Annotated in this window: 33 protein-coding genes; 31 read left to right on the plus strand and 2 right to left on the minus strand. The window is 30.9% G+C overall.

Annotated features, from left to right (window positions below; genetic code table 11):
* Positions 1-82 precede the first annotated feature (82 nt).
* The 8 genes from IMX26_RS01405 to IMX26_RS01440 all read left to right on the plus strand — a co-directional run bounded on the left by IMX26_RS01405 (position 83) and on the right by IMX26_RS01440 (position 7,632).
* Positions 83-922 carry a sulfide/dihydroorotate dehydrogenase-like FAD/NAD-binding protein gene (locus IMX26_RS01405; RefSeq protein WP_195159941.1) on the plus strand — a complete coding sequence of 280 codons (840 nt, stop codon included), beginning with the start codon at positions 83-85 and terminating at the stop codon, positions 920-922.
* Positions 909-2,288, plus strand: coding sequence for an NADPH-dependent glutamate synthase (gene gltA / locus IMX26_RS01410; RefSeq protein WP_195159942.1), 1,380 nt, complete (start codon positions 909-911; stop codon positions 2,286-2,288). Before IMX26_RS01405 ends, gltA begins: the two co-directional genes overlap by 14 nt.
* A gap of 68 nt (positions 2,289-2,356) precedes the next feature.
* Positions 2,357-3,244 (plus strand): AraC family transcriptional regulator, encoded by an 888-nt coding sequence (locus IMX26_RS01415; RefSeq protein WP_195159943.1) that lies wholly within the window; start codon positions 2,357-2,359, stop codon positions 3,242-3,244.
* Between the two features lie 144 nt (positions 3,245-3,388).
* On the plus strand, positions 3,389-4,591 hold the full coding sequence (locus IMX26_RS01420; RefSeq protein WP_195159944.1) for an MFS transporter: 1,203 nt from the start codon (positions 3,389-3,391) through the stop codon (positions 4,589-4,591).
* Between the two features lie 8 nt (positions 4,592-4,599).
* Positions 4,600-5,433, plus strand: coding sequence for an endonuclease VIII (locus IMX26_RS01425; protein WP_243259282.1), 834 nt, complete (start codon positions 4,600-4,602; stop codon positions 5,431-5,433).
* A 14-nt stretch (positions 5,434-5,447) separates the two neighbouring features.
* Positions 5,448-6,239, plus strand: coding sequence for an MBL fold metallo-hydrolase (locus IMX26_RS01430; RefSeq protein WP_195159946.1), 792 nt, complete (start codon positions 5,448-5,450; stop codon positions 6,237-6,239).
* Between the two features lie 182 nt (positions 6,240-6,421).
* The gene (locus tag IMX26_RS01435) at positions 6,422-7,189 is read left to right on the plus strand and encodes an exodeoxyribonuclease III (protein ID WP_195159947.1); all 768 of its coding nucleotides are present in this window, start codon (positions 6,422-6,424) and stop codon (positions 7,187-7,189) included.
* A complete protein-coding gene (locus IMX26_RS01440; RefSeq protein ID WP_195159948.1) occupies positions 7,186-7,632 on the plus strand; it encodes a hypothetical protein in 447 nt (148 codons plus the stop codon). Before IMX26_RS01435 ends, IMX26_RS01440 begins: the two co-directional genes overlap by 4 nt.
* Positions 7,633-7,676: 44 nt before the next feature.
* Here IMX26_RS01440 and IMX26_RS01445 read toward each other — a convergent pair whose 3' ends face one another.
* Positions 7,677-7,826 (minus strand): hypothetical protein, encoded by a 150-nt coding sequence (locus tag IMX26_RS01445; RefSeq protein WP_195159949.1) that lies wholly within the window; start codon positions 7,824-7,826, stop codon positions 7,677-7,679.
* A 135-nt stretch (positions 7,827-7,961) separates the two neighbouring features.
* Between IMX26_RS01445 and IMX26_RS01450 the strand changes: the two genes are divergently transcribed.
* The 13 genes from IMX26_RS01450 (at position 7,962) to IMX26_RS01505 (ending at position 21,229) form a co-directional block, all read left to right on the plus strand.
* A complete protein-coding gene (locus tag IMX26_RS01450; RefSeq protein ID WP_195159950.1) occupies positions 7,962-9,269 on the plus strand; it encodes an ectonucleotide pyrophosphatase/phosphodiesterase in 1,308 nt (435 codons plus the stop codon).
* A 5-nt stretch (positions 9,270-9,274) separates the two neighbouring features.
* On the plus strand, positions 9,275-9,583 hold the full coding sequence (locus IMX26_RS01455) for an MGMT family protein (protein ID WP_195159951.1): 309 nt from the start codon (positions 9,275-9,277) through the stop codon (positions 9,581-9,583).
* A gap of 26 nt (positions 9,584-9,609) precedes the next feature.
* The gene (speD, locus tag IMX26_RS01460) at positions 9,610-10,383 is read left to right on the plus strand and encodes an adenosylmethionine decarboxylase (protein ID WP_195159952.1); all 774 of its coding nucleotides are present in this window, start codon (positions 9,610-9,612) and stop codon (positions 10,381-10,383) included.
* 2 nt (positions 10,384-10,385) lie between these two features.
* Positions 10,386-11,876: an aminotransferase class I/II-fold pyridoxal phosphate-dependent enzyme gene (locus IMX26_RS01465; RefSeq protein WP_195159953.1), complete on the plus strand. Its 1,491-nt coding sequence runs from the start codon at positions 10,386-10,388 to the stop codon at positions 11,874-11,876.
* On the plus strand, positions 11,851-12,699 hold the full coding sequence (gene speE, locus IMX26_RS01470; protein ID WP_195159954.1) for a polyamine aminopropyltransferase: 849 nt from the start codon (positions 11,851-11,853) through the stop codon (positions 12,697-12,699). The genes IMX26_RS01465 and speE overlap by 26 nt, the downstream gene beginning before the upstream one ends.
* Complete coding sequence (gene speB, locus IMX26_RS01475) at positions 12,692-13,546, plus strand: agmatinase (protein ID WP_195159955.1); 855 nt, start codon at positions 12,692-12,694, stop codon at positions 13,544-13,546. Before speE ends, speB begins: the two co-directional genes overlap by 8 nt.
* A gap of 102 nt (positions 13,547-13,648) precedes the next feature.
* Positions 13,649-15,025, plus strand: coding sequence for a TldD/PmbA family protein (locus IMX26_RS01480; RefSeq protein WP_195159956.1), 1,377 nt, complete (start codon positions 13,649-13,651; stop codon positions 15,023-15,025).
* Position 15,026: 1 nt separating this feature from the next.
* The gene (locus tag IMX26_RS01485) at positions 15,027-16,322 is read left to right on the plus strand and encodes a TldD/PmbA family protein (protein ID WP_195159957.1); all 1,296 of its coding nucleotides are present in this window, start codon (positions 15,027-15,029) and stop codon (positions 16,320-16,322) included.
* A gap of 121 nt (positions 16,323-16,443) precedes the next feature.
* The gene (locus IMX26_RS17740; RefSeq protein WP_243259283.1) at positions 16,444-16,806 is read left to right on the plus strand and encodes a DNA gyrase modulator; all 363 of its coding nucleotides are present in this window, start codon (positions 16,444-16,446) and stop codon (positions 16,804-16,806) included.
* Between the two features lie 123 nt (positions 16,807-16,929).
* On the plus strand, positions 16,930-17,820 hold the full coding sequence (locus tag IMX26_RS17745; RefSeq protein WP_243259285.1) for a TldD/PmbA family protein: 891 nt from the start codon (positions 16,930-16,932) through the stop codon (positions 17,818-17,820).
* 1 nt (position 17,821) lies between these two features.
* Positions 17,822-19,117, plus strand: coding sequence for a metallopeptidase TldD-related protein (locus IMX26_RS01495; protein ID WP_195159958.1), 1,296 nt, complete (start codon positions 17,822-17,824; stop codon positions 19,115-19,117).
* An 869-nt stretch (positions 19,118-19,986) separates the two neighbouring features.
* Positions 19,987-20,178 carry a DUF6440 family protein gene (locus IMX26_RS01500; protein ID WP_195159959.1) on the plus strand — a complete coding sequence of 64 codons (192 nt, stop codon included), beginning with the start codon at positions 19,987-19,989 and terminating at the stop codon, positions 20,176-20,178.
* 421 nt (positions 20,179-20,599) lie between these two features.
* Complete coding sequence (locus IMX26_RS01505) at positions 20,600-21,229, plus strand: Abortive infection protein AbiEi (protein WP_195159960.1); 630 nt, start codon at positions 20,600-20,602, stop codon at positions 21,227-21,229.
* A 50-nt stretch (positions 21,230-21,279) separates the two neighbouring features.
* On the opposite strand, the gene IMX26_RS01510 is transcribed toward IMX26_RS01505, so the two are convergent.
* On the minus strand, positions 21,280-22,119 hold the full coding sequence (locus IMX26_RS01510; RefSeq protein WP_195159961.1) for a deoxyribonuclease IV: 840 nt from the start codon (positions 22,117-22,119) through the stop codon (positions 21,280-21,282).
* A gap of 116 nt (positions 22,120-22,235) precedes the next feature.
* On the opposite strand from IMX26_RS01510, the gene IMX26_RS01515 reads away from it, so the two are divergent.
* The 10 genes from IMX26_RS01515 (at position 22,236) to IMX26_RS01560 (ending at position 26,447) form a co-directional block, all read left to right on the plus strand.
* Positions 22,236-22,484: a hypothetical protein gene (locus IMX26_RS01515; RefSeq protein WP_195159962.1), complete on the plus strand. Its 249-nt coding sequence runs from the start codon at positions 22,236-22,238 to the stop codon at positions 22,482-22,484.
* Positions 22,485-22,576: 92 nt separating this feature from the next.
* Entirely contained in the window at positions 22,577-22,771 is a 195-nt protein-coding gene (locus tag IMX26_RS01520; RefSeq protein WP_195159963.1) for a hypothetical protein, read from the plus strand.
* A gap of 16 nt (positions 22,772-22,787) precedes the next feature.
* Positions 22,788-23,087, plus strand: a complete 300-nt coding sequence (locus IMX26_RS01525; protein ID WP_195159964.1) for a hypothetical protein — start codon at positions 22,788-22,790, stop codon at positions 23,085-23,087.
* Between the two features lie 26 nt (positions 23,088-23,113).
* Positions 23,114-23,428 carry a hypothetical protein gene (locus tag IMX26_RS01530; RefSeq protein WP_195159965.1) on the plus strand — a complete coding sequence of 105 codons (315 nt, stop codon included), beginning with the start codon at positions 23,114-23,116 and terminating at the stop codon, positions 23,426-23,428.
* A gap of 168 nt (positions 23,429-23,596) precedes the next feature.
* On the plus strand, positions 23,597-23,800 hold the full coding sequence (locus IMX26_RS01535) for a hypothetical protein (RefSeq protein WP_195161451.1): 204 nt from the start codon (positions 23,597-23,599) through the stop codon (positions 23,798-23,800).
* Positions 23,801-23,956: 156 nt separating this feature from the next.
* On the plus strand, positions 23,957-24,169 hold the full coding sequence (locus tag IMX26_RS01540; protein ID WP_195159966.1) for a hypothetical protein: 213 nt from the start codon (positions 23,957-23,959) through the stop codon (positions 24,167-24,169).
* 68 nt (positions 24,170-24,237) lie between these two features.
* Complete coding sequence (locus tag IMX26_RS01545; protein ID WP_195159967.1) at positions 24,238-24,522, plus strand: hypothetical protein; 285 nt, start codon at positions 24,238-24,240, stop codon at positions 24,520-24,522.
* Positions 24,523-24,614: 92 nt separating this feature from the next.
* Positions 24,615-25,142 (plus strand): hypothetical protein, encoded by a 528-nt coding sequence (locus IMX26_RS01550; RefSeq protein ID WP_195159968.1) that lies wholly within the window; start codon positions 24,615-24,617, stop codon positions 25,140-25,142.
* Positions 25,143-25,148: 6 nt separating this feature from the next.
* Positions 25,149-25,460, plus strand: coding sequence for a hypothetical protein (locus IMX26_RS01555; protein ID WP_195159969.1), 312 nt, complete (start codon positions 25,149-25,151; stop codon positions 25,458-25,460).
* Positions 25,461-25,577: 117 nt separating this feature from the next.
* Positions 25,578-26,447, plus strand: a complete 870-nt coding sequence (locus IMX26_RS01560) for a cation diffusion facilitator family transporter (RefSeq protein WP_195159970.1) — start codon at positions 25,578-25,580, stop codon at positions 26,445-26,447.
* Positions 26,448-26,486: the final 39 nt, after the last annotated feature.

Raw genomic sequence — 26,486 nt, forward strand, 5'->3', positions numbered from 1 at the left:
CCTCTTGTTTAATTTAAGAGTTATATATAGGGTAATAAAAAAATAGTGTTATAAATAAAGGGCGTTTATTCAGGAGTTAAAAATGTATAAAATACTAAAAAAAGAAAAATTAAATAATAATATCGAAAAAATGATAATTGAGGCCCCCTATGTTGCAAAAAGGTGTGAGCCTGGTCAGTTTGTTATTTTAAGAGTAAATAAAGAGGGAGAAAGAATTCCCTTAACAATTGCTGATTTTAATCGTGAAAAACAGAGTGTAACAATTATTTACCAAGTAGTAGGTTACACAACAACAATGCTAAGTCAAAAAGATGCTGGTCAATATATAGAAGATTTTGTTGGTCCACTAGGTATGCCCAAAAAGTTTAATAAGATTAAAAAGGTTTTAGGTATAGGTGGAGGTGTTGGTGTTGCACCTCTCTACCCTCAATTAAAGCACTTAGCTAAACAGGGTGTGCAAGTAGATAGCATTATTGGAGCCAGATCAAAAGAGCAAATTATATTGCATAGTGAGCTACAAGAACTTAGCCAAAACCATTATATAGCAACCAATGATGGGACAAGTGGTGTAAAAGGTTTTGTAACAGATATCTTAAAGCAACTGCTTATAAGTGAAAGCTACGATGAAGTTATAGCTATTGGTCCCTTAGCAATGATGAAAGCAGTAGTGGAGATAACCAAGCCGTTAAACATAAAAACTAGTGTTTCATTAAACCCCATTATGATTGATGGTACAGGCATGTGCGGTGGATGTAGAGTTACAGTTAATGGAGAAACAAAATTTGCTTGTGTAGATGGACCAGATTTTGATGGTTTTTTAGTGGATTTTGATGAATGTATATCGCGACATAGCTTTTATCAGGAAGAAGAGCATGTCTGTAAATTGCAGGCAAAAGGACTAAGAGAAAATGAGCAAAAATAAAAAAGTTAAGATGAGACTATTGGCTAAAAAGGAACGAATAAGTACATTTTGTGAGGTAGCGTTAGGCTTTAATGAAGAAGAGGCTTTAATTGAGGCCAATAGATGTTTATTATGTAAAGCTATGCCTTGTGTACAAGGCTGCCCAGTAAATGTACCCATACCCCTATTTATAACTAGTATTAAAGAAAAAAGATACAGAGATGCCCATACTCAAATTATTAGTGAAAACTCTTTACCCGCTATTTGTGGTAGGGTTTGCCCACAAGAAAAACAGTGTGAGGCAAACTGTGTAAGAGGCAAAAATGGTGAGCCTGTGGCAATTGGCAGACTAGAGAGGTTTATAGGTGACTGGGGCTTAATAAATAAGAGCCAAGTAACCCAGCTTAATACAGCCCATAAAGTTGCAATAGTAGGTTCTGGTCCTGCTGGCTTAGCCTGTGCTGCTGAACTAGTAAAAAACAACATTAAACCGGTAGTGTTTGAGGCATTACATGATTTTGGTGGTGTTTTAAGATATGGAATTCCTGAGTTTAGGCTACCTAAAGAGATTCTTAATCAAGAGATTCAGCAACTAAAACAGCTAGGAGTTTGTTTTGAAAAGAATGTTGTAATAGGCAAATCACTAACTATTGAAGACTTAATGCAGCAAGGCTATAAAGCAGTTTTTATTGGCTCTGGAGCAGGATTACCGCGTTTTATGGGAATCCCTGGAGAAAATCTAAATGGGGTTTTCTCTGCCAATGAGTTTTTAACTAGAGTAAATTTAATGAATGCAAGGCTTTTTCCACATTATAAAACACCAATTAAAATTCCCTCACAAATTGCTGTGATAGGTGGAGGTAATGTAGCTTTAGATGTAGCAAGAGTGGCTAAAAGGCTCGGAGCAAAGCATGTATCTATTGTTTATAGACGTGGTATGAAAGAGCTACCTGCTAGGTTGGAAGAGGTTGAACATGCTATAGAAGAAGATATTGAGTTTATGGTGTTGAGTCAACCGATTGCTGTTCATGGTGAAAACAAAGTACAGTCTTTAGAGTGTTTAAAGATGGAACTGGGTGAACCAGATAGTTCAGGTAGAAGAAGACCAATCGTTATTAATAATAGTAATTTTACGCTTAAAGTTGATACAGTTGTTATAGCTGTAGGACAAACCCCTAACCCCTTAATAATAAAAAATAATAAAGGATTAAAAACAAATAAATGGGGTGGAATAGTTATAAATAATAACCAGTTAACCTCAATAAAAAATGTTTATGCTGGGGGGGATGCTGTTACGGGTGCTGCCACTGTTATATCGGCAATGGGTGCAGGAAAGAAAGCTGCAAAAGCAATTATTATATCAATTAAAAATAATTATAGTGAGTAATTTTGTTTTCAGATGTTGGTTTTTACTAAATTAAAGCTAGAATTATTTGTCACATAAGGAGCTACAATTTGAATTATAGTTTAGTTATTAAAAATAGCATAGAGTTTATTGAAAAGCATATTAATGAAGAATTAACAGCCCGTGTAGTTGCCAACAATGCGGGTTATTCCTTATACCATTTTTGTCGATTGTTTAAAAGTTGTTTAGGTGTAAGTGTCATGAATTATATAAGAATAAGAAGATTATCCTTAGCTAGGTCAAAGTTGGGAAAAGGTATGAGAGTTATTGACATAGCATTAGATTATGGATTTAAAACTCATAGTGGATTTACTAAAAGTTTTAATAAGGAATATGGCTTAAGCCCAAAAAAATTGATTGATAATATCAATAGCTTTAAACAATCAACGAGTTCATATATCGTAAATCCTCTTATTGAAACTAATATTATCGAGAGACCTGCATTTAAAATTGCAGGGTTTGGTATAGAAACAAACATTGCAAGTGAAAGATATAACAAAGACATACAGGCTTTTTGGAGTAAATTCTCGACAGAAGGCTGGGAATGTGAGTTATATAAAACTCTAAATCCACTCAAACATGGCGAGGTAGGGATATGTATACCAAGTGATAAAAATGACGGTACGTTGAGGTATGTTTTAGCTGTAATAGTTAAAGATTTTATTAATGTAACCCCTACAATGGTAACCTTTGAAATCCCTGAAGCTACCTATGCTGTATTTACTACCCCTCCTATCGACACAAGTAAAAATATTTTAACTGCTAAACAGGATTTTTCGGATTGTATTAGAGAAACTTGGCAATATATTTTTAAAAGTTGGCTCCTAAACAATAATTATGAGTTAGATACCACAAAATATGATTTTGAGATGTATGATGAAAGATGTCATTTTAGAACTGATACTGTAATGGATATTTATATACCATTAAAAGTATGATTTTTAATAAGACAAACTGTTATCTTATTACTTAGAATATAATGAAGTAATATCAGACTACTCCTAAAACATATCAACTGAAAATAGCAAATTAGGAACAGAATCTCCAGAAATATGATTTATGATTGTTTAGGAGGTGTTCTAATGACTAACAATTCAAAAAAAATATATTTTAGACACAGATTTTTTACCTCTTTTGCTTTTTCAATGATTTTTTCTGTTACTAGCATTTATTATATTGATAAAATAGGATTAAATCCACTACAGCTTGTAATGGTAGGGACTGTACTAGAGATATCTTATTTTTTGTTTGAGGTACCAACAGGTATTGTGGCAGATATCTATAGTAGAAAATTATCTATAATTATAGGCCTCATTTTAACCGGTTTAGGCTTTATTATAGAAGGAGCAATACCTTTATTTTTTACAGTGATAATATCACAAATACTTTGGGGAATTGGAGCTACATTTTTAAGTGGTGCAGTAGAAGCATGGATTACTGACGAGGTTGGCGTTGATAATGTTCAGCATTTGTTTTTAACTGGTGCTCAGTTTAGCCAATTAGCAGCTCTATTAGGCATTATAGCAAGTATGCTTTTAGGCTATGTTTCATTGCAGTTACCTATTGTATGTGGCGGATTAATTTTTATTGTGTTAGTGCTACATCATATATATTTTCTACAAGAAGCTAACTTTGTACCTTTATTAAATGAAAATAGAGAAAGTTACAGGTCTTTATATGTTACCTTTATTAAAGGCTTACAGTTTATTAAACAAAAAAGAGTTTTATTGTTATCAATAATTATAACTCTATTTTATGGTTTGTATAGCGAAGGTATTGACCGTTTGTGGAATATGCATTTTTTAAATAATATAAAACTACCCCTAATTTTTAATCTAAAACCAGTGTTATGGTTTGGTATTATAAATATATGTTCTATGTTGATAATGATTTTTATTACGAGTAAAATAAAAAATAAATTACTAGATAGCAATAATAGTCAGCAAATTAATATGATAATAGTTTTAAATGCTCTTTTAGTAATTAGTATATTGACATTTGCTTTCGTTACTAATTTTTATTTAGGAGTTCTTGCTGTATGGAGTATTAAGGTGTTGAGAAAAGTTAATAGACCAATACTTAGTGCTTTTATTAATCAGCATATAGAATCTAGTGTGAGAGCAACTGTGCTTTCAACTATTAGCCAATTCGATGCATTTGGGCAAATTTTAGGTGGGCCTATCATTGGGTTTATTGCCCTGAAAATTTCTGTAAGTTTTGCTTTAGCATTTTCTGCTTTAATTTTATTACCAGTTGTTTTTATTTTTATTCAACTAAAAAATTAATACCAGAGGTGAAACCATTGATTGAGATACCAGAAGCTTTAGTTATTGCAAAGCAGTTAAAAGAGACAATAGTAAACAAAAGAATATGTGATGTTATAGCAAATAGTAGCCCACATAAGTTTGCTTGGTTTTATGGAGACCCTATAGAGTATAAACCCAGGCTAGTTGGTAAAACAATAAAGAGTGTTCAAGTACATGGCAGTAGAATAGACGTTAATGCAGAGGATATAATTCTTGATTTATGTGAAGGAGTTAATATAAGGTATACAGAGAAAATAAGTAATATTCCTAAGAAGCATCAATTATTAATCAAGTTTTGTGATGATACATATTTATACTGCACTATTCAAATGTATGGTGGTATTTTTGCCTTTGAAAAGGGATCTTTTGATAACATCTATTACAAAATGGCTCAAGAGAAACCCTCTCCTATAAGTAATCATTTTACCTTAAAATACTTCTTAAATTTGTTTAATGATGTAAAACAAACAATTTCTACAAAAGCATTTATTGCAACAGAACAACGTATACCTGGTTTAGGAAATGGCTGTTTACAAGATATTTTGTTTGCTGCACAGTTGCACCCTAAACGAAAAATTAATACCTTAACTAATGTTGATAAAGAATTATTGTTTAAGTCAATAAAATCCACTATAGCAAAAATGACAAACTTAGGCGGCAGAGATAGTGAAAAAGATATATTTGGCGAAAAAGGTAGATATAACGTTATAATGGGTCGAAAGAATGTCAATCAAGCTTGCCCTGCTTGTGGTAATATTATAAAGAAGGCAAGTTATTTAGGTGGATCAATTTACTACTGTGATAGTTGCCAACCATTATAGTTAGGTGGGATTAGATGAAAATATACTTAATTGCTGAGAATAAAGCTAATAATGTTTTTGAGTGTGAACATGGCTTATGTATAGGAATTGAATACAATTCACAAAAATATTTATTTGATGTAGGTGCCTCAGATATGTTTTTACATAATGCTGAAAAGATAGGTTTTAGTGTAGATGAAGTAGACACAATAATTTTAAGTCATGCTCATTATGATCATAGCAATGGTTTAAGTTACTTAGAGAATAAAACTATTATTACTCATCCCAACAGCTTAGAACCAACCTACCGGAAAAGAGATAATGGTTATATAGGTATACCTCTTACTAAAAAAGAATTGCTAAATAAATATAAGGTGAAGTTAACTACAGAGCCTTTAGAAATTTCTACAAATATGTTTTACCTAGGGCAAATACCCAGACTTAACGAGTTCGAAGGAAGGGTAACCCATTTTTTAACTGCAGAGGGTGAGGAAGACTTTGTTTTAAGTGATTCAGCAATTGTTATTAAAGGTGAAAAGTCTAATGTACTAATAACTGGCTGTTCACATTCAGGAATACTAAATATAATTGACTACGCCAAAAAAATAACTGGAGTTAATAAATTTAGAGCAATACTTGGTGGTTTTCACCTCTTAACAGTAGATGGAATAACAAAGGAAACTGTTGATAGATTGAGAAATGAAGAGATTGAAGAGCTTTACCCAATGCATTGTACTAAAGATGATGTTATAGCTTATATGCAGAATGAGCTAGATCATGTAATTAGAATAATTGGTGGGGATAGTATAGTAATTAACGATTATTAATAAAACTTATGATATTAAAAAGAGTTGTTAAGTTAATATAAAATTATGTATCTTAATAAAATATCTTCACTACTAACTGCTGTGTTATAATAAAACATATTAAGTTGTTAGTAGTTTTTATTATTAAATAATAAAGAAATTTTCATAAGAAAATTTAAATATAATAGAAAGGAGATAAAAAAATGAAATTAGTATCATGGAATGTTAATGGTTTAAGAGCCTGTGTTAAAAAGGGATTCTTAGACTTTTTTAAAGAGATAGATGCCGATATTTTTTGCATACAAGAATCAAAACTACAGGAGGGACAAATAGAGCTCGAATTAGATGGTTATGAGCAATATTGGAACTATGCTGTAAAAAAAGGTTATTCTGGTACAGCTATATTCTCAAAACTTACTGCTCTTTCTATTACAAAAGGTATTGGTATTCATGAGCACGATCAAGAAGGTAGAGTCATAACTCTAGAGTTCGAGAATTTTTATATGATAACTGTATATACTCCTAATTCGCAACGTGAATTAGCTCGCCTAAAGTATAGAATGACTTGGGAGGATGCTTTTGCAGAGTATATTTGTGCCTTAGAAAAAATTAAACCAGTTATTGTGTGTGGAGATTTAAACGTGGCTCATAAAGAAATAGATTTAAAAAACCCTAAAACAAATCGTAAAAATGCTGGTTTTACAGACGAAGAGCGTGAAAAATTCACTACATTATTAGATTGTGGTTATACAGATAGTTTTAGAAAATTATACCCTGATTTAGATGGTGCATATTCTTGGTGGTCGTATATGAGAAAAGCACGAGACAGAAATGCAGGGTGGCGTATAGATTATTTTGTAGTTTCTAATCAAATAGCAGATAAAATAATAGATTCCAAAATACATGCGGATATAATGGGCAGTGACCATTGCCCGGTATCACTTGAAATTGATTTAAAGGAGAAAAAATGAAAATAGATAGAACTTGGGCTGAAAAGACGTTCAGAAAATGGCAGTCAGTTTTAAGGTTACAAGATTGGGATATGGAGTTGTATTTTGTAGAAAAAGAGTGGCGAAAAACTGGCGATATTAAAATAGACGAAGATAATAAATGTGCGATTTTAATGCTTAATGATTTTAACCCTAAATCACTTAACTTTGAAGAAGTTATCATTCATGAATTAATACATGTTAAACTCTGGGATATGGATCAAATGTTAGAGAGAATGATTATTAAAGTTTTTGGTAATGATGATGATGATCCTAAGTATCAATTTGCTATGGAAGAGTTTTTTAGAGTTCTAGAAAAAACAACTGAAGACTTAGCAAAAGGATTTGTTGCTATAGGTGCTGAAAATAAAAAGATATCAATGGGTAAGGTCAAAAAAGAAGTAAAAGCTGAAATTAATAAATAAATATTAAGGAGCAATAGTTCGTGTTTGAATTATTGCTCCTTATTTTAACTTACAGTTTTCATTTCATCAGGCATATCTAAATTAAAATTACTTTTAATAGAGCTAACTACTGCCTCTGAGCAGTAAAAATTACCTTTTCTAAATAAGGACTCAGCGTCTTCTTTTATTTTTTTAATACTAACTTCGTTTTTCATAATTTCCTCCTATTTAATTTATACTAAAATTATAAATAAAAATAGTTTATATAGTTAACATGCTTAACACTGCAATTTGAGTTTGTTGTTTAAAAAAGATAAACTATAAATATCTTAAAAGTGAGAAGGATTATTATGAACAATACTTTACATAACAAGAATTTAAAAGATAGTTATTTAGTTTTAATTTCTATTGATGCATTAAACGCTAAAGACTATGAGAGCATCAAGAAAATGTCTTATTTTTCGGAATTAATGCAAAATGGCACTACTGCCACAAAAGCTGTTGGAGTATATCCCTCTTTGACCTATCCCTCACATGTATCTATTATTACAGGTACTTACCCTTATAAACATGGTATTTATGATAATAAGCCCTGTAATCCACAACAGCCTAATGTACCATGGTTTTTTTATAATAAAGATATAAAAGTTAAAACACTTTATCAGTTAGCCAGAGAAAAGGGGCTAATAACTAGTTCATTTTTTTGGCCAGTAACAGCTGGTGCAAAAATTAATTATAATTGTCCACCTATCTGGCCAACTTATAAAAAAGAAAGTCAAACATTACTTTCCTTAAAGTATGGCACCCCATTATTTTTAATTGAGATAAACAAAAAGTTTGGATGGTTAAGAGACGGTTTAAAATATCCAAATTTAGATAATTTTACAGCAGTATCAGCAGCATATACCTTAAAAAAATATAAGCCAAACTTATTAATGGTAGCATTTTCAGAATTAGATCATGAGCGGCATAAATATGGTTTTTATTCTAAACAAGCCTTAAAGAGTTTGTATAGTACCAATGAAAGAGTTGGATTGGTAATGCAAGCTGCTAAAGATGCTGGTATATTCGATAAAACTACCTTTGTGATTTTAGGAGATCATGGTTTCTTAGATTTTACTAAAAATATATCTTTGAATAATGTGTTTAAAAGTAACGATTTATTAAAGTTAAACAATGAAGCACAAGTTACTGAGTGTAAAGCATATGCACATTCAGCAGGTGGCTCAGCTCAAATTTATTTGTATGATAATAATAAAAGTTTAGAAGATAAGGTATTTAATATCTTAAACAAGCTTAAAGAACAAGAGATATACGGAATTGAAGCAATTTTTAACAAACAGCAGGCCAAAGAAAAGGGAGTTGTGGGGGATTTTAGCTTTATAGTTGAAGCAAAAAAGGGTTATCATTTTGTAGCTTCAGCACTTAAACCCTTGATTGAAGAGGTAAAACTTACAGCCAAAGAGTTTGCTACTCATGGTTATGATCCACTTAAAAATGATTACTACACAATGACAATATTTAGTGGCTATAAGTTTATTAGCAATGAAATAATAAATAAGATTAATTTAATTGATGTAGCACCTACCTTAGCTAGTATTTTAAATTCTAAATTACCCGAGGCTGATGGTAGAATCTTAACTGAGATTTTGGTTTAGCTATTATGACTATATTTACAAAAAATGTTATTAATACAATAAAGTTAATCCCCTATGGAAGGGTCATGACCTATGGACAAATAGCAGCAGTTTGTGGTAATATTCGAGCAGCTAGGCAGGTCGCCCGTATTCTTCATTCAATGAGTAAAAAATATGATTTGCCTTGGCATAGAGTTGTAAATTCTCTAGGTAAAATTTCAATAAAAAATGATCAGCTAAGAAAGACTCAGAGAATGATGTTGGAAAATGAGGGAATAGTATTTAATACTATGGCAGAGATAGACTTAGATGTATATGGACATAACATAAAATAATAAAACAGAGGTGTCAATATAATAAAATGGCAAACAAACTTAAGTTACACGGATTTAACAATTTAACAAAAACACTAAGCTTTAATATGTATGATATTTGTTATGCTCAAACAGTAGAAGATAGAAAAGCCTACATTAAATATATAGATCAGCAGTACAATGCTGAAAGATTAACAGATATTTTAACTGAGGTATCTAATATTATTGGAGCTAATATCCTTAATATTGCTAAACAGAATTATACCCCTCAGGGAGCCAGTGTAACTATTTTGGTTTGCGAAGGAAAAGTAGAAAGTGCTTCCTTAACAAAATCAATCGCAGCTCATTTAGATAAAAGTCATATTACAGTTCATACTTATCCAGAGTATCATCCCGATGAGGGAGTGTGTACCTTTAGAGCAGATATTGATGTTTCAACATGTGGTAAAATATCCCCATTAAGAGCACTAGATTTTTTAGTTAAGAGTTTTGCACCCGATATTATGACTTTAGATTATCGAGTAAGAGGATTTACTAGAGACATTGCAGGTAATAAGTTATTTATTGATCATGACATAAATTCTATTCAGGATTATTTAAATAAAGATATTTTACAGAAATATGATTTAATAGATGTAAATGAATATAAACAAAATATATTTCATACCCGTTGCCGATTAAAAGAGTTTGATATAGATAACTATTTATTTGGCATATCAGAGCAAGATTTAGAATATGAAACTAAGTATGAAATTATCAATAAACTGTCTCGTGAAATGAATGAGATTTTTTATGGTAGAAATCTATTACGGGATTATTAAGAATGAATAAAAATCATAGCAAAACTCCATTATTCAGTGCTTTAGAGCAATATAGCAAAAAAAATATTACCCATTTTGATGTGCCTGGACATAAAAAAAATAGCCAGTCCTTCATTGCCCAGGCTTTAGGTGCATCAATAGTAAAACTAGATGCTAACTCCACCAAAGAACTAGATATGGTTAGTAATCCAACTGGAGTAATAAAAGAGTGTGAATCACTATTGGCAGATGCTTACGGAGCAGATAAAGCTTTTTTATTAGTAAATGGTTCTACATCAGGTGTTCAATATATGATAATGTCTGCTTGTAAGCCAAAAGAAAAGATACTTATCCCTCGTAATGTTCATAAAAGTGCGATTAATGCCTTAATAATTAGTGGATGTGTTCCTATATTTTTAAAACCAGAGGTGAGTTTAAGTTGTGGCATAAGTCATGGCGTTACACTAAAGGCAGTACAAGAAGCAGTAAAATTACACCCAGATAGCAAAGCTATATTTTTAATGAATCCAACATATTTTGGAGTAGTCAGTGACTTAAAATCTATAGTAGAATTTGCTCATAAAAAAAATATTGCAGTATTAGTTGATGAAGCTCATGGAGCACATTTCCCTTTTCATGATAAGTTGCCATGTAATGCAATGAGTGTTGGTGCAGATATGGCTACAGTTAGCATGCATAAAACAGCTGGCTCTTTAACTCAGAGCTCCGTGTTATTATTAAATCAGGGAATTTTAAAAAAGAATACAGTACGAAATGTTGTTAACCTAATGCAAACATCAAGTGCATCTTATTTATTAATGGCCAGTCTAGATATTGCTAGAAAAAACCTAGTTATAAATGGTTATCAGCTATATAATAAATTGCTTAAGGAAATAAATTTACTTAAAAAGAGCATAAATGACATTGATGGTTTAAGTACTATAGATCAACTTATAGTTGAGTGCCCAGGAGTTTTTAATTACGATGATACCAAAATTGTAATAAAGGTTAATGAGCTGGGATTAAGTGGATTTGAGTTATATGATATTCTGTTTAAAGAATATAACATTCAAGTAGAGCTCGCAGAATCTTATGTGGTGTTAGCTATTGTAGGCGTAGGGGATAACGAAAAATCCTTTGAGAATTTATTGAAAGCGTTAAAAGATATCTCAAAAAGATATTATAATAAATTGCCAGCTTACAAGATTAATATTAGTAATTTTCTTAAAGAGCCAGTTAGTAGAATTACCCCTAGAAAGGCTCATTATCTTGAGAAACAAATAGTTAAAATAGAAGAAAGTGTTAATAGAATTAGTGGAGAATCAATCATGATATATCCACCTGGTATTCCATTGGTTATACCTGGAGAGATAATAACAAAAGAAATAGTAGCACATTATCAATTTTACAAAAATAATAATTGTGTACTTGTAAACGACGAAGAAAACTCTGGTTTAATAAAAGTTGTAATAGAGAAGGAGGAAGTAAATGGCAATTATAAAAGAAAACTATGAACATGATGTTAGCTTTACAATTTCAGCTAAGTGTCACTTACATAGTGAAAGAAGTGAATTTCAAAAAATAGATTTTTACGATACAGAAACCTTTGGAGTAGTATTCACTTTAGATGATTTAATTATGGTGACTGAAAAAGATGAGTTTATTTACCATGATATGATTTGCCATCCCTCGTTTGCCATAAATCCAAAAATAAAAAAAGTTTTAATCATTGGTGGTGGAGATGGAGGTACTGCAAGGGAGGTTTTACGCTATCCTGTAGAACAAGTAGATATGGTAGAAATAGATGAAAGAGTAGTATTATTATGTGAGAAGTATCTACCTCAAACGGCCTATAAATTAAAAGATAAAAGATTAACATTACACTATAAAGATGGTATTAAATTTGTGAAGCAAGCTGCTAATAATAGTTATGACTTAATTTTAGTTGATTCAACTGATCCAATTGGGCCAGGAGAGGGTCTGTTTTCATATGATTTTTATCAAAATTGTTATAGATGTTTAAATAAAAATGGTATATTAATAAATCAGCATGAAAGCCCCTATTATAGTAAAGACTGTCATGAGATGTTGCGTGCGCAAAAAAAACTCAAGCAAACGTTTGAAGTATCCCAAATATATCAGTTTCATATGCCGACCTATCCGTCTGGACATTGGTTATTTGGATTTGCTTCTAAGGGCTTAAATCCTGTAAAGCCCCTTAAAGCACAAGAATGGCTTAACTTTAATCTATATACTAAGTACTATAATGTAGACTTACACAGGGCTTCCTTTATGTTACCAACATATGTTAAGGAGCTATTAAAGAATAATGATTGATACTATTGAAAGAAATTATATATCTTGTAATGGTAGTTTTTTAGATAGCAACTTAGTCTTACTTGGAGTACCCTTTGATGGTACAGTTTCGTTTAGATCAGGTGCAAGAATGGCTCCTAGTGTTTTAAGAAATGAGTCTATAGGTTTAGAAACCTACAGCCCATATCAAAATCTTGACTTAGAGGATTTTAACATTTATGATGCTGGAGATTTAGATTTACCTTTTGGTAATACTGAAAAAACAATGTTTGTAATAGAGCAAGCAATAACTAAACTTTGCCAAAACAATAAAAAAATTATTAGTGTTGGTGGAGAGCATTTAATAACCTATCCTATAGTTAAAGCTTTGTTAAACAAGTATCCAGACCTTTGTTTTATCCATTTTGACGCCCATGCTGATTTAAGAGACAATTATTTAGGTGAAAAACTATCTCATGCAACAACTTTAAGAAGAGTTTGGGATATGGTTGGAGATAATCGAATTTTTCAGTTTGCAATACGTTCTGGAACTAAAGAGGAATTTAAATGGGCTCAAAATGGACATACTGTGATGGAAAAATTTACGACTAAAACTCTTGATTCGATATTACCAAAACTAATCAATAAACCAACATATATTACAATAGATGTAGATGTTTTAGATCCATCTGTTGTGAGTGGAACAGGTACACCCGAAGCAGGGGGTTTACAGTTTAATGAACTATTACAAGCAATTTTAAAATTGAAGCCTTTAAATATTATTGGGGCAGATGTAGTTGAACTATCACCTATGTTAGACACTAGTGGAGCTTCAACAGCTGTAGTAAATAAAATTATTAGAGAATTAATGTTAATATTACTTAGTTAACTTATATTATTAACTTTATTATAAAACCCTTAAATTATTTAACTAGTTTGGGGGTTTTTGTATGTTATAATGAAAATATAACATGTAAAAAGGAGGTTTGATATGCGTAACTATAATTTAAGTTCTTTTATTAATAAGGCTAAAAATTATGTTGAATTGAGAATACAAGATAATAGAACTCAAAGAATAGAGCTCATTAATGGTAACGTATCACAGAATTTACAGGGATCTAAAATGGGCGTTAGTGCTAGAGTTCTTAATAGTGGGTGTTGGGGTTTTACATCAGCTACAGATATTACAGTTAATTCAATAAAGAATGTAATAAAAAGTGCAAACTTTAATTCGATGTTTCTACAGTCAAAACTGATCAAAAACCTTAAGAGATTTAATGCTACTTGTCCGCAAATTAGTAAAAGCTTTGCAACAACTAAAGCTAAGCTAAATAATAAACAAAAGCTAGACTTTCTTAAGAGTATAGATTCATACCTAATAACTACATATCCCAAACTAAAAACCAGATCAGTTAATTTATACTCATTAGCTACTGAAAAACAACTAGCTACCTCAGATGGTGCGTTATTATATGCAATGCTACCTAAAACTTCTTGTTATATTCGGATGGTAATAGAAAAAAATGGACAGCCTTATGAAACAATGGTTCCGTTTTATGGTTTAGGTGAATTTGAAGATGTTTTTGATAATCCCGAAGATTTGCATTATGACTTAAGTGAGAGTTATAAACACTTAGTTTGTAAAAGTGAGGGGGTTTATGCTAAAGCTGGTTACAAGGAGTGTATTCTTGACTCAAAGTTAGCTGGTATGTTGGCTCATGAAGCTATAGGTCATACTACTGAGGCAGACATAGTTAAAAGTGGATCAATAGCTAGTCAATACATTAATAAACAAATTGCAAGTCCGCTTATTAGTATTGTGGATTTTGCTCACACAATGAATGGTAAAACTTGTCCAGTACCTATCTATATTGATGACGAAGGAACAGAAGCTAAAGATGTAACAATAATTGAGCAAGGCATTTTAAAGAATTTTATGCATAATAAAGAGAGTGCTCAATATTATGGAGTTGAGCCAATGGGAAACGCTAGGGCTTATGATTTTAGTGATGAGCCTTTAATCAGAATGAGAAATACAGTTATTATACCAGGCACAAGTAAGTTAAAAGATATGATATCAACGATAGAAGATGGATATTACTTAATGCAAACCGGTAATGGCCAAGCTGATTCTACAAGTGAGTTTATGTTTGGTATAAACCTTGGTTATGAAATAAAAAATGGTAAAATATCAAAGGCAATTAAAGATACTACTATTTCGGGTGTTGCCACTGATGTTTTACAAAGTGTTACTATGATATCTGATGATATGAAGTGGACTATGGGTACCTGTGGTAAAAAGCAAAGAGCCTCAGTTGGTGATGGAGGACCTGCCATAAAATGCAAATTAAATATAGGAGGGGTATAATATGGATGATAAACAACTCCTTGAATACTGTATAAACTATCTATCTCAAAAACAGGTTGCTGAGTCTCAAGTTTTTTTAAAAACGCATACTAGATATGAACTCATCAGCGAAATGAGTGAAATTTGCCTATTAAAAAGTAATTATTCAAATATACTTGACATTACAGTAATTAAAGACCATAAAAAGGCCAGCATTATCACCAACAAATTAACTAACGAGCTTATTAATAAAGATCTAGATAAAGTTATTTTAATGGCTGAGTCATCTCAACAAGACTTAGATTATAGGGTCTCTCCAAAGCAAAAAAACAAAGCCTTTTCAAAAGGTGTTAAAGAACCTGACTTCGAAAATATGCTTGCAGTTTTGCAAAAGTTTATTGTAGATATTAGGAATTATTACCCTAAAATATCTTTGAAGAATGCTACTGTAACTTTTAATCAATACAACTCAAAATACCTTAACTCTAATGATACATATTTTGAGTCATATAAGGCTTACTATAGTTTTATAATTGACTTTATAGCTAAAGATGAAGATAAAATCTCTAATTTTAGCTACACATCAGCTTCATTCTTAGAGTTACCAGAGGATATTTTAAACTTTGGAAATATTAAGTTCCAAATTGAAAATACCATAAAGCAGCTTAACCCACAAACAGTAGAAGGTAAGTTTGAGGGGGATGTTATTATTACTCCGGATTGTATAGAAGATTTTGTTTACATGCTGGTTGATATTGGATTAAAGGGTTCTGTTATCTACTCAAAGGCTAGTATGATGTTGGAAAAATTAAACAAACCTGTTGCAAATGAAAAGTTTAGTCTTTATAGTAATCCTTTAGCTTCTGAAATTAGTGAAGGTTTTTTTATTACTGATGATGGCTATTGTGCCAAAGACTTAACAATAATTAAAAATGGTGTTCTAAAAAGTTTTTTACTGGATGATTATAGTGCAAAAAAGGCAAATATGCTTCGTTCTGGTAATAATGGATCATGTTATATAGTGGAATCAGGTAATACTCATTTAACAGACATGATAAAAAATGTTAAAAAGGGTTTATATATAACTAGTTTATCTCATGGTAGGCCTGCTTTAAATGGAGATTTTTCTGGTGTAGCTAAAAATAGCTTTTATATCGAGAATGGTACATTAAAAAATGCTGTAAATGAAACAATGATATTTGCTAATATTTATGAAATGCTTAACAATATATCAGAGATATCAATTGAAAATGTTAATTTTGGGAAACACATATATCCATGGATTACGTTTAAACATATTATTATATCTGGTAAGTAATATGACATAATTATTAAATTTCGAAATAAGTAAAAAAACAACATATAAAATATATATAGGTATAATTTACTAAAAATATAGTAAATGATATAATTTAAGTGTCTATAAAAGGAGGTATAAAATGTTTCAGTATAATTTAGGAGCATACTTAAAAAATTGTAAGAATTATATGGAACTGAGGGTTCAAGATAATAGCATACAAGTAGTTCAGTTAGTGAATGGTAATATTGCACTCAATTCGCAAGAGTCAAGAAGAGGTGTTAGTGCAAGGGTATTTAATAATGGTTCATGGGGTTTCGCATCATCATCAAATATAAATTCCAATTCAATTCTAGCTGTTATAAATGATGCTGATTTTAATTCTAACTTTTTAAACTCAAAATTAAACAGAAGTGTAAAAAGATTTGCTGCAACAAATCCTCAAGTAAGCAACAGTTTTGCTACCAAAAAAAGCAGATTGACAGCAAAGCAAAAAGATTTTTAAGTAAAGAGCATAGATTCATATCTTATTAAAACATACCCAAGTCTTAAATCAAGAGTAGTTTTATATTATACGTTAAATACCGAAAAAAAACTTGTTACTTCTGATGGGGCTTTATTAAATACTATGATTCCTAAGTCTGCAATTCATGTGGATATGGTTATTGAAAAAGATGGGCAACCTTATAGTCTGTCTATACCATTTTCTAGTTTAGGGGAGTTTGAAGATGTTTTTACTAATGTAGCCGATATGTATAAAACCCTTGATGAAAACTATATTCATTTAGTAAGAAAGAGTGAAGGTGTTTACCCTAAAGCTGGTTATAAGGAGTGTATTTTGGATTCTAAGTTAGCCGGCATATTGGCTCATGAAGCAATTGGTCATACCACTGAGGCAGACTTGGTTATGAGTGGTTCAATAGCAGGACAATATCTGAATAAACAAATAGCCAGTCCTTTAATTAGTATAGTTGACTTTGCTCATTCTATTAATGAGAAGTATTGTCCTGTACCAATTTATGTAGATGACGAGGGTACAGAAGCAAAAGATGTCAATATAATAGAAAAAGGTATTCTTAAAAACTTTATGCATAACAAAGAGTCTGCTCAAATGTATGGAGTTAAACCTTTAGGCAATGCTAGAGCTTTTGATTTTAATGATGAGCCACTTATAAGAATGAGAAATACGGCTATTCTATCAGGCAATAGCAAATTAGCGAAAATGATTTCTTCTATTGAAGATGGTTATTACTTGATTAAAAGCAGTAATGGCCAAGCAGATTCAACTAGTGAGTTTATGTTTGGTGTAACACTTGGATATGAAATTAAAAACGGTAAAATTACTAATGGAATTAAAGATACAACAATTTCTGGTGTAGCAACAGATGTTTTACAGAGTGTTACCATGGTATCTGATGATATGGTTTGGGCAATGGGTAACTGTGGTAAAAAACAAGTAGCATCTGTTGGAATGGGTGGTCCGGCAATAAAGTGCAAGATAAATTTGGGAGGAAGATAGTATGGAAAATAAACAAATTCTAAATTACTGTATAAACTACCTATCCAAAAAGAATGTAGATGCATCAGAATGTCTTTTAACTTCTCATAAGCTTTATGAAATGGGTAGTGAAATGTCTGATATCTCATTATTAAGAAGCAATTATAAACAAAAGCTAGAGATTACAGCTATTAACGACAATAAAAAGGGTAGTATAACAACAAGCAATTTACTTGAACAAGAATTGTGTAATACTCTTGATGAGGTTATTGATTTAACAGGGTCTTCTAAAACCGATAAAGACTATGGAATATCTCCAAAACAAGCTGAAAAAAAATTTGTTAAGGGAGATAAAAATCCTGACTTAGATAAGATGTTTAGGGCGCTTCAAAATTTAATAAACAACATATGTGTTACATACCCCAAAATTTCCTTAAGAAATGTTGTTTTAATGTTTAATCAATATGATAAAAAATATTTAAACTCAAACGGAACTTATTTTGATTCGTATGAGGCATACTATACTCTTTCGTTAACCTTTATGGCTAAAGAGGAAGATAAAATTTCTTCATTTAACTATACTGGTGCATCTTTTGTAAAATTACCAGCAGATTTACTTGCATTTGGAAATTTAAAAAATATTTTAGAGCAAACATGTAAACAACTAGAGCCTGTTCCTGTTAGTGAAAAATTTGAAGGAGATATTATAGTAACACCTCAATGTCTGGGTAATATTATTAATATGTTTACAAGATTAGGTTTACAAGGTCAAGCAATTTATACCAAAAATAGTATGTTACTAGATAAAATGAATGAAGCAGTAGCTAGTGATATATTTACTTTACATAGTAATCCAGTAGCAGATGAAATTAGTGAAGGTTATTTTATTACTAAGGATGGTTATTGTGCTGAAAATTTAACTATTATAGAAAACGGTGTTTTAAAGAGCTTTTTATTAGATGATTATAGCGCTAAAAAAGCAAATATGAATCGCTCCAAAAACAATGGAAGAGTCTTTGTTGTAGATCCAGGAGATAGTAACTTACAAGACATAATTAAAAACGTTAAAAAGGGTCTATTTGTGGCTAGATTATCCTCAGGCAATCCAGCAACAAATGGGGATTTCTCAGGTATTGTAAAAAATAGTTTTTATATTGAAAATGGTGTACTAAAAAATGCTGTTAACGAAACAATGATTTTTGGTAATGTATATGATATGTTCAAAAATATTAAAACAATATCATGTGAAAGAGTTAACTTAGGAGGCAGTATTTATCCTTGGATTTCATTTAAGGGTATTACAATCTCAGGAAAATAATAAATCTGTAAATGGTGTAAAGAGGGCAATAGTAAAAACTAGTTGCTCTCTTTTTTAGTTTCTATTTTATGTAAAAATTTATTAAAAAAAATACTGTTTCATATGACTTGAGAAAAAATGTTTTTATGGTACTTTATTAGCCACAACAAAATAATTTACTATTTATTTATTTTCATGTAATAACAAATATTTAATTTTTAAATAATAACAGTTTAGTAGTGATGTTTTTTGAACTAATACTTATTTAGAATCTAAATTTGTTCTATAATGGTAGTAATAAATTAATCAAATACCTATTATGAAACAAAAATAATATTATAAAAAGGATGTTATGCATTTTATTAACTACAGTAAAATAACTTATTAATATCTAGGGATCAGTATATATTATTAACTCCATTTATAATGTATATGATACCAGCTACTACTATTGGAATTGTAATAGTTATAAAGCAAAATATACTTATATAAGTATGTAAATAAATAGCTAAACATATGCTTATTATTATTAGCATACAGCCGGATATTTTTGAGTTTTTATTAGCTATATAAAGTGTTAATAATAAAAAAATAGTGGTGACTTGCGAAAAGGCAAAAGTCAATATTTTTTCTTTACTATTTAACTCACTGAAAAAAACAGATATTGAGGATATGAAAATTATAACAGTATATATATAACAGATTATATCAGCAGTTTTTTTTATTGAATTTTCTTTAGGATAAAACATAACATCACCTTGATTATTAGTATTTTGTTTTATTTAAACATTACTAAACTATTTATACTATATTTTGGAGCTTATTTAAAGATGTTAATGATTAATTTATTGTAAAAGGGGAATTAATACAATTAAACGAGGAGGTTTATTATGGGTAAAACAAAACACAAAAGATTTGAGATTGTACATCAGCAAGGTTCACTAAGTCAATTTTTAATAATTGTTGATAAAGAAACCGGGGTTAATTACTTTCAAGGTATATCAGGTTATGCAGGAGGTTTAACACCATTATTAGACAGGAATGGCAATATTGTTATAACACCTATAACTAAAGAGTATTAAATTTAAGGTAAGGAGTCGCTTATAAGGCGATTCCTTTTGTTTTTTATTTGAATATTTTGTATATTATAATTAAATAAAATTAAAGCGCTAAACTATTGTAGTAATGAGTACTTAAATAGATATGTTAAATATTGAGTTGCTTGTAGTATTTTAAAATTATATTAATGATACTGTTAGTTTTAAAATATATTATATATAATATAAATATAATGCTAATTAAATATATAATGCTTTATTTTGTATGCATTTAAATTAATATTAGTTTTTAAAGATTACATAAAATAAAAGTAGTAACGCAAAATTTTTATATAAAATAGTCTACTTTTACAACATTAAACTTATCTTAATTGTATTAAAACTATGGATAGTGATAATATGTACAAAGTATGATATATGTTTTACATTCATCAGGGGTGTTATAATGACGGACCGATTTTATATAGATTCAAGAAAAAGAAGTTTGGGTGATATAAAAGAAATGTTTTACGGTAATCATGGTTACTTACAAATTAAAGATTTACGTGCAAAAGGTTTAAAATTAACAGATATAAGGTTTTTGCAAGAACAGGGTGTAATCATGAGAGTTGAACAAGGACTTTATAAGTGGATAGGTGTAAATAAATATAGCTTTATAAGTGACGTAGTCAATGCTGTGCCAAATGGAGTTTTTTGTTTGGTTTCTGCATTATATTTTCATGGTTTAGTAGATAAGATACCATCTATATGTTACATAGCTATACCAAATGGGTTAAATGGAGTTAGTTTACCTGTTTATCCTAAAATACAATTAATAAGTATGAAAGAGAATCATTTTCAATATGGTATTACTACAATTAATATTAATAATCAAAAAATTAGAATATATGATATTGAAAAAACACTGTGTGATTGTTTAAGGTATAGAAGTAAAATTGGTCTTGATGTTGTTAAGTCTGCTTTTGTTACATATAAAAATAATTTTGAAGTAAATGAAAAAAAGATTTGGCAGTATGGCACTTCAATGCGTATGAAGCTTATACTAAATCGTTATATACCAAAGTTTTTATTATAGTAACTTAATAAGAGGAGATGTTACTAAACGGGTAACATCTTCTTTATTAGTTATTTTACATATGAAAGAATTTTAGCAATTTCTGCTTTATATTCGCTGACGTTGGAGACTGGAGTTTCTAAAATAAGGGGTAAGTCATTAAGTTCCTTCATATTCACATAGTTTGATATTCCTGCATCACCTATTAAACCTTCTCCTATTTTTGCATGTCTATCTTTATTACTGCCACAGGGATTTTGAGAATCATTTATATGTGATATATAAACTTTATTCATTCCTATACGCTTTTCAATATCATCAACAAGCTTGATAACTTGATTAGGATTAAGAAAGTCGTAACCAGCAGCAAATAAATGGCAACAATCCAAACATACTCCAAGCTGACTCACATTACCTAATGAATCAATAATGCATTGAAGTTCTTCAAAGTTCTTTCCGATTTCTGTACCTTTGCCCGACATGGTTTCTAAACAGAGGATAGTATTACCATTATAATTTGTAAAAACATACTCAAGAGCTTTAATAATTCTTTTTAATCCCTCTATTAGTGTGCTTTTTGCAAAACTTCCTGGATGCATAACTAAATAATTTACCCCTAAGCTATTCATCCTCTCTAAATCTTTTAAGATAACATCACAAGCAAATTGCCATACTTTAGTAGTAGGGCTAGCTGCATTCACCGTATACGGCAAGTGAGCTACAACTGGGGCAATTTTGTAAGTACTCCTTAATTGGTTGTTAAGCAAGATATCTTTTTCTGTTATTTTTTTTGCACTACTGCCACGTGGATTTCTAGAAAAAAACTGGAATGTTGTAGCATTAACACTTTTAGCTGTTTCATAGATATGTTTAAATCCCTTTGATATTGATAAATGACAACCTAAATTCATTTTTTCCTCCAATTTTTAAAAAATTAATGTAACCAATCTTAGCATTTATCCATAGTATAATCCAGATAGCGACCAATTAAAAGTTGCTAATCACTACAATCTAAGGAGGTATTAGTTTGGGAGCTGGATTATTCCGAGGCTTTAAAGGCTTTACAGAAAATAACGAATTACTTTTAATTTTATTATTCATCGCTGTATTTAGTACTGGTTTTGGTGGTGGAAGAGGCGGTGGAGACTGCTACTGTGACGGTGAAGAGCACAATAATGATGATAGCCTTATCTTCTATATCATTCTCTTATTCTTATTCACCTATTGCTTTGGTTTTGGTGGAAACAACGCAAGATGTTGCCCTCCAGAAGAATAATACACTACATAGGGGCAGGGCATTAAGACCCTGCCTTATTTTATATTAGTATAGCTCAAAATATAATAATAAATATGGGCAGGTGAAAGAACATGTTATTTAATAAAGACCTGCTACAGTCTGATGAATTGTTACTTATACTGTTGTTTATTGCTATTATCACCAATGGTTTTACAACTACAGAAAAAAACAAAATTGGTAAACAACAGTCTTTAATCTTCTTTATTATTGTAATAGCCATTTATTTTTGGTTAGGCGATGAAGATGTAGTAGAAGACTGCTACTAGAAGGGAGTAACATTTCATGCGTCGCATGCGCCGTAGACCACAGGCACCCACCAAGAGAATCACTAGACAGCAACGCAGAACAAGACCTAAACCTACAAAATTAATTTCTGATAGAATTAATGGAGAGGTGCCTAACTCTTCTAATAAAGGTAGCAGAAGTTCTCGTTCTCGTTCTCGTAAGTCTAGGCTTCCTAAGTGGTTTGATCCGAATACGGAGGCTACTGGCAGGTTTATAGTATCCATATTTCGTAGTGATATGCGACAAGCTGGGCGCGATATAGTTGATATAATTGGTGAGATTCTGGACAAACGCTAATATATAACACTGAGGAGTGGTATACATTGAATAAAAAATTTCCTTCAGGTGACGTAAGTAAAATGAAAAATCAAATATTTAAAAAATATAATGTAGGATCCGAAAAAGAACTTATGAAAAAGTTACTTGGCACCTCAGACAAAAAAGAAATCAAAAAAATATTATTGAATAAGTTAAATAGTTTGCCAGCCAACGATCCAATTAAGAAGATGGTTAAAAGCAAAGCAAAAGCTAAAGGCATAGGTACAGCAGAAATGGCGCAAGAGCTGTTAGAAGGTTTATCTCCTCAGCAGCGAAAGCAGCTTAAAGGTTTATTAATGAAAGGTAAGCCTAATAGATAGCAAAAAAATTACTTTAAACGGTAGTCGTACCTTTAAGTACGACACCGTTATACCATAAGGAGGGTTGGGTAATTGGGAAACTATTGTAATGATAATACATACGGTGGTGGTGGCGGCGGTTTATTTGGCGGCGGCTTCGGCGGCTGGTGGTGGATTATATTAATCTTTGTGTTCTTCTTCTGGGGTGGCTTTGGTGAAGGATTTGGTAGTGGCTTTGGAGGAGGAGCTTATAACGATCCATGTAATCCATGTGAAGATAACAATGGTATTTTTGGTGGTTCATGGTGGTGGATTATATTAATTTTTGTATTTTTCTTCTGGGGTGGCTTCGGTGCTGGTAATCAGCAAGACTGCTACAATGGTTGCGATTAATACATATTAAGTATTTGTACTAAAGGGTCGCTTAACAGCGACCCTAGTAGCTTTTAACATAAAATAAAAGTAGTTTTCACTTTAATATTTTTGGGCTTGTATCACTTTCTTTAGCTTGTTCATATTATAAATTGAGCAAGAGAAGGAGGTAATTCCATGTTCTATGGAGGATACGGGTATGGTGGCTTTGGATTTGGAGCACTATGGCTTGTACTGCTATTTATCGGATTAGGATTCAGTGGACGTAGAAGATATTCGTATAACTACAGCTACGGTGGTAATAGTTGCTGTTATAATAGATCTAACTGCTGTAGACGTAGATATACACATTGTAGAATAAAAAAAAGACGCTGTAGATGCAGGTATTAGTCTAGGGTTTGTATCAGAGTTCTTGGCTTGTTCATATGATAAATAGAACAAGTTAAGGAGGTAAGGCTGTGTTCTATGGTTACGGATGTAGTAGTCCATTACTTTTAATACTATTATTTATTGGAGTAGTTGGCTGTGGACGTTATGGCTATGGCGGTGGTTATAACAGAACAGGTAATTGTGTTAGTAGCTGTAACAGAGGCTATAGAAAATATAGTGGTGTAAGTAAGAGGAGTTGTTATAGCCAAAGTAGTTGCGGAAGTTATGGCAACAATCGCAGTAATCGCTTAATTCTATACATCATTTTACTATTCTTATATGGTGGATGTTTTGGCGGTTACGGATTGTTTTAAATAATACTAAAACTGAATATGTATCTATAAAGGCCACTTACGTGGTCTTTTTGTTTTAGATTACGAATATAATTTTTCAAGGGGGGATATTTATGGATTACAATAAAAACGAAAATAAGAAAGATGCTTCAGCAAAACTAGCTGAAGCCATTGCTGGCCAAGATATAAATGGTTTAAAAGAGATGATTCTTGATCAAATGGGAATAGATAGTCAAGATGAATTAATTGATAAAGTGCTAGATATAATTGATGATGAAGAGGATGTAAAAACAAAAGATGATGCTCAAGTAGTTGAGTTATATAAACAGCCTGAAGAACAGGATAGTACAATACCTTATACCAATCCTGAGCCTGAGCCACAACCCCAAAAAAGAGAGCAAAAAAAAGAAACAAGTTCATCTGGCTTTGATCCTATTGATTTATTGCTTAATAATAAAGATTTATTACTAAATTTACTTAAAAAATCATTGTTTAATGTTAAGCCCGAAGATGATGCTAGGGTTCAACTTTTACATGCCCTCAAACCATTTTGTAATGACAAAAGGCAGGGTAGAATAGATAGAGCTGTTCAAATGATGGGTATATCAAGATACTTAGAGAAATATAAAAAAAAGGAGTAATGATATATGCAGCAAGCATCCGTAAATATTGACTCTAATTCAAAAACTACAATGACTACAATAGGTCAGCAGTCACATATAGTTAACAGAGTAGAAAGGGCTTTTCGGGTTATATCTGACAGAGATAAAGAGATTTTAGAGCAAGTTAATCCAAGTAAATTTGAGCAAAATAAAGAAGAAGTTATTGAAGCAATTAAAGAAAAAAAGAGCTTTGAAACAGACGACATGCTTATTTTAGGTGTTATGACTTTTTTATTGAATGAAGGATTTATGGATAAAACTTTTTTATCAACACTCTTTTGGGTGTTTATGGCTTAAAGCAGATACCATTAGAGGTATCTTTTTTTTATTACTATTTTAGTTGATATACATAACAGTAGATATGTTAAAATTAGTTAAGTACAGTATGTTAATTAAAGTAAGGTGGAGTTTGCAATGGAAAACAGAGAAAAAACAGCAAAACATGTTTTAATTATAAGTTTAGTAAGTAATATAGTTCTTAGTATTTTTAAGCTTGTAGCAGGCTTTCTTGCTAATAGTCATGCAGTTATTGCTGATGCTATACATAGTATATCAGATGTATTAACAACCATTATTGCGCTAGTTGGAATTAAGTGGAGCAGCAAGCCAGCTGATGAAAATCATCACTATGGACATTCACGAGTTGAAGCTGTGGCTTCAAAGTTTGTGGCTATAATTTTATTAATAACAGCTTGTGGTTTGGTTATTGACTCATATCATACATTTAAAAATCCAATACTAAACCCACCAGGTTATTTAGCCTTAATAGCAGCTATAGTATCCATAATAGTAAAAGAAATAATGTTTCAATATGTTTATCGAGTAGGCAAAAAAATTAATAGCTTAGCACTTGTATCAGATGCTTGGCATAATAGAAGTGATGCTCTATCTTCTGTAGGAGCTTTATGTGGAGTTTTATTAGCTAAGTATGGCGGATTTAAACAAGCAGATGCACTTGCAGGTATGATTGTTTCGTTACTAATATTTAAGGTTGGAATAGATATATACAAAAATGCTATTGTTCAACTAGTTGATACTGCTCCAACCAAAGATATTTTAAATGTTATTAAGGAGATATGTATAAATACAAATGGAGTTGTAGATTTAAACAAGTTAAAAGCAAGAATAGTTGGACCATATTTACATTTAGACATTGAAATAGCTGTAAATCCTAATATCACAGTTAAACAAGGCCACGATATTGCTGAATTATTAGAGCATAATATAGTTGAAAAGATTGTAAATGCAAAAGAAATTATGGTTCATGTTAATCCTGCAGAATAAGTTTCTATTAATTTAGAAAATATCTTGCGATATATATTA

Source organism: Clostridium sp. 'deep sea' (assembly GCF_014931565.1).
Classification (GTDB): domain Bacteria; phylum Bacillota; class UBA994; order PWPR01; family PWPR01.

Excerpts from the sequence above, each read along its gene's own strand:
- IMX26_RS01405 (WP_195159941.1), top strand. The coding sequence starts at position 83 with ATGTATAAAATACTAAAAAAAGAAAAATTAAATAATAATATCGAAAAA.
- gltA (WP_195159942.1), top strand. The coding sequence starts at position 909 with ATGAGCAAAAATAAAAAAGTTAAGATGAGACTATTGGCTAAAAAGGAA.
- IMX26_RS01420 (WP_195159944.1), top strand. The coding sequence starts at position 3,389 with ATGACTAACAATTCAAAAAAAATATATTTTAGACACAGATTTTTTACC.
- IMX26_RS01430 (WP_195159946.1), top strand. The coding sequence starts at position 5,448 with ATGAAAATATACTTAATTGCTGAGAATAAAGCTAATAATGTTTTTGAG.
- IMX26_RS01435 (WP_195159947.1), top strand. The coding sequence starts at position 6,422 with ATGAAATTAGTATCATGGAATGTTAATGGTTTAAGAGCCTGTGTTAAA.
- IMX26_RS01440 (WP_195159948.1), top strand. The coding sequence starts at position 7,186 with ATGAAAATAGATAGAACTTGGGCTGAAAAGACGTTCAGAAAATGGCAG.
- IMX26_RS01445 (WP_195159949.1), bottom strand. The coding sequence starts at position 7,826 with ATGAAAAACGAAGTTAGTATTAAAAAAATAAAAGAAGACGCTGAGTCC.
- IMX26_RS01450 (WP_195159950.1), top strand. The coding sequence starts at position 7,962 with ATGAACAATACTTTACATAACAAGAATTTAAAAGATAGTTATTTAGTT.
- IMX26_RS01455 (WP_195159951.1), top strand. The coding sequence starts at position 9,275 with ATGACTATATTTACAAAAAATGTTATTAATACAATAAAGTTAATCCCC.
- speD (WP_195159952.1), top strand. The coding sequence starts at position 9,610 with ATGGCAAACAAACTTAAGTTACACGGATTTAACAATTTAACAAAAACA.
- IMX26_RS01465 (WP_195159953.1), top strand. The coding sequence starts at position 10,386 with ATGAATAAAAATCATAGCAAAACTCCATTATTCAGTGCTTTAGAGCAA.
- speE (WP_195159954.1), top strand. The coding sequence starts at position 11,851 with ATGGCAATTATAAAAGAAAACTATGAACATGATGTTAGCTTTACAATT.
- speB (WP_195159955.1), top strand. The coding sequence starts at position 12,692 with ATGATTGATACTATTGAAAGAAATTATATATCTTGTAATGGTAGTTTT.
- IMX26_RS01480 (WP_195159956.1), top strand. The coding sequence starts at position 13,649 with ATGCGTAACTATAATTTAAGTTCTTTTATTAATAAGGCTAAAAATTAT.
- IMX26_RS01485 (WP_195159957.1), top strand. The coding sequence starts at position 15,027 with ATGGATGATAAACAACTCCTTGAATACTGTATAAACTATCTATCTCAA.
- IMX26_RS17740 (WP_243259283.1), top strand. The coding sequence starts at position 16,444 with ATGTTTCAGTATAATTTAGGAGCATACTTAAAAAATTGTAAGAATTAT.
- IMX26_RS17745 (WP_243259285.1), top strand. The coding sequence starts at position 16,930 with ATGATTCCTAAGTCTGCAATTCATGTGGATATGGTTATTGAAAAAGAT.
- IMX26_RS01495 (WP_195159958.1), top strand. The coding sequence starts at position 17,822 with ATGGAAAATAAACAAATTCTAAATTACTGTATAAACTACCTATCCAAA.
- IMX26_RS01500 (WP_195159959.1), top strand. The coding sequence starts at position 19,987 with ATGGGTAAAACAAAACACAAAAGATTTGAGATTGTACATCAGCAAGGT.
- IMX26_RS01505 (WP_195159960.1), top strand. The coding sequence starts at position 20,600 with ATGACGGACCGATTTTATATAGATTCAAGAAAAAGAAGTTTGGGTGAT.
- IMX26_RS01510 (WP_195159961.1), bottom strand. The coding sequence starts at position 22,119 with ATGAATTTAGGTTGTCATTTATCAATATCAAAGGGATTTAAACATATC.
- IMX26_RS01520 (WP_195159963.1), top strand. The coding sequence starts at position 22,577 with ATGTTATTTAATAAAGACCTGCTACAGTCTGATGAATTGTTACTTATA.
- IMX26_RS01525 (WP_195159964.1), top strand. The coding sequence starts at position 22,788 with ATGCGTCGCATGCGCCGTAGACCACAGGCACCCACCAAGAGAATCACT.
- IMX26_RS01540 (WP_195159966.1), top strand. The coding sequence starts at position 23,957 with ATGTTCTATGGAGGATACGGGTATGGTGGCTTTGGATTTGGAGCACTA.
- IMX26_RS01550 (WP_195159968.1), top strand. The coding sequence starts at position 24,615 with ATGGATTACAATAAAAACGAAAATAAGAAAGATGCTTCAGCAAAACTA.
- IMX26_RS01555 (WP_195159969.1), top strand. The coding sequence starts at position 25,149 with ATGCAGCAAGCATCCGTAAATATTGACTCTAATTCAAAAACTACAATG.
- IMX26_RS01560 (WP_195159970.1), top strand. The coding sequence starts at position 25,578 with ATGGAAAACAGAGAAAAAACAGCAAAACATGTTTTAATTATAAGTTTA.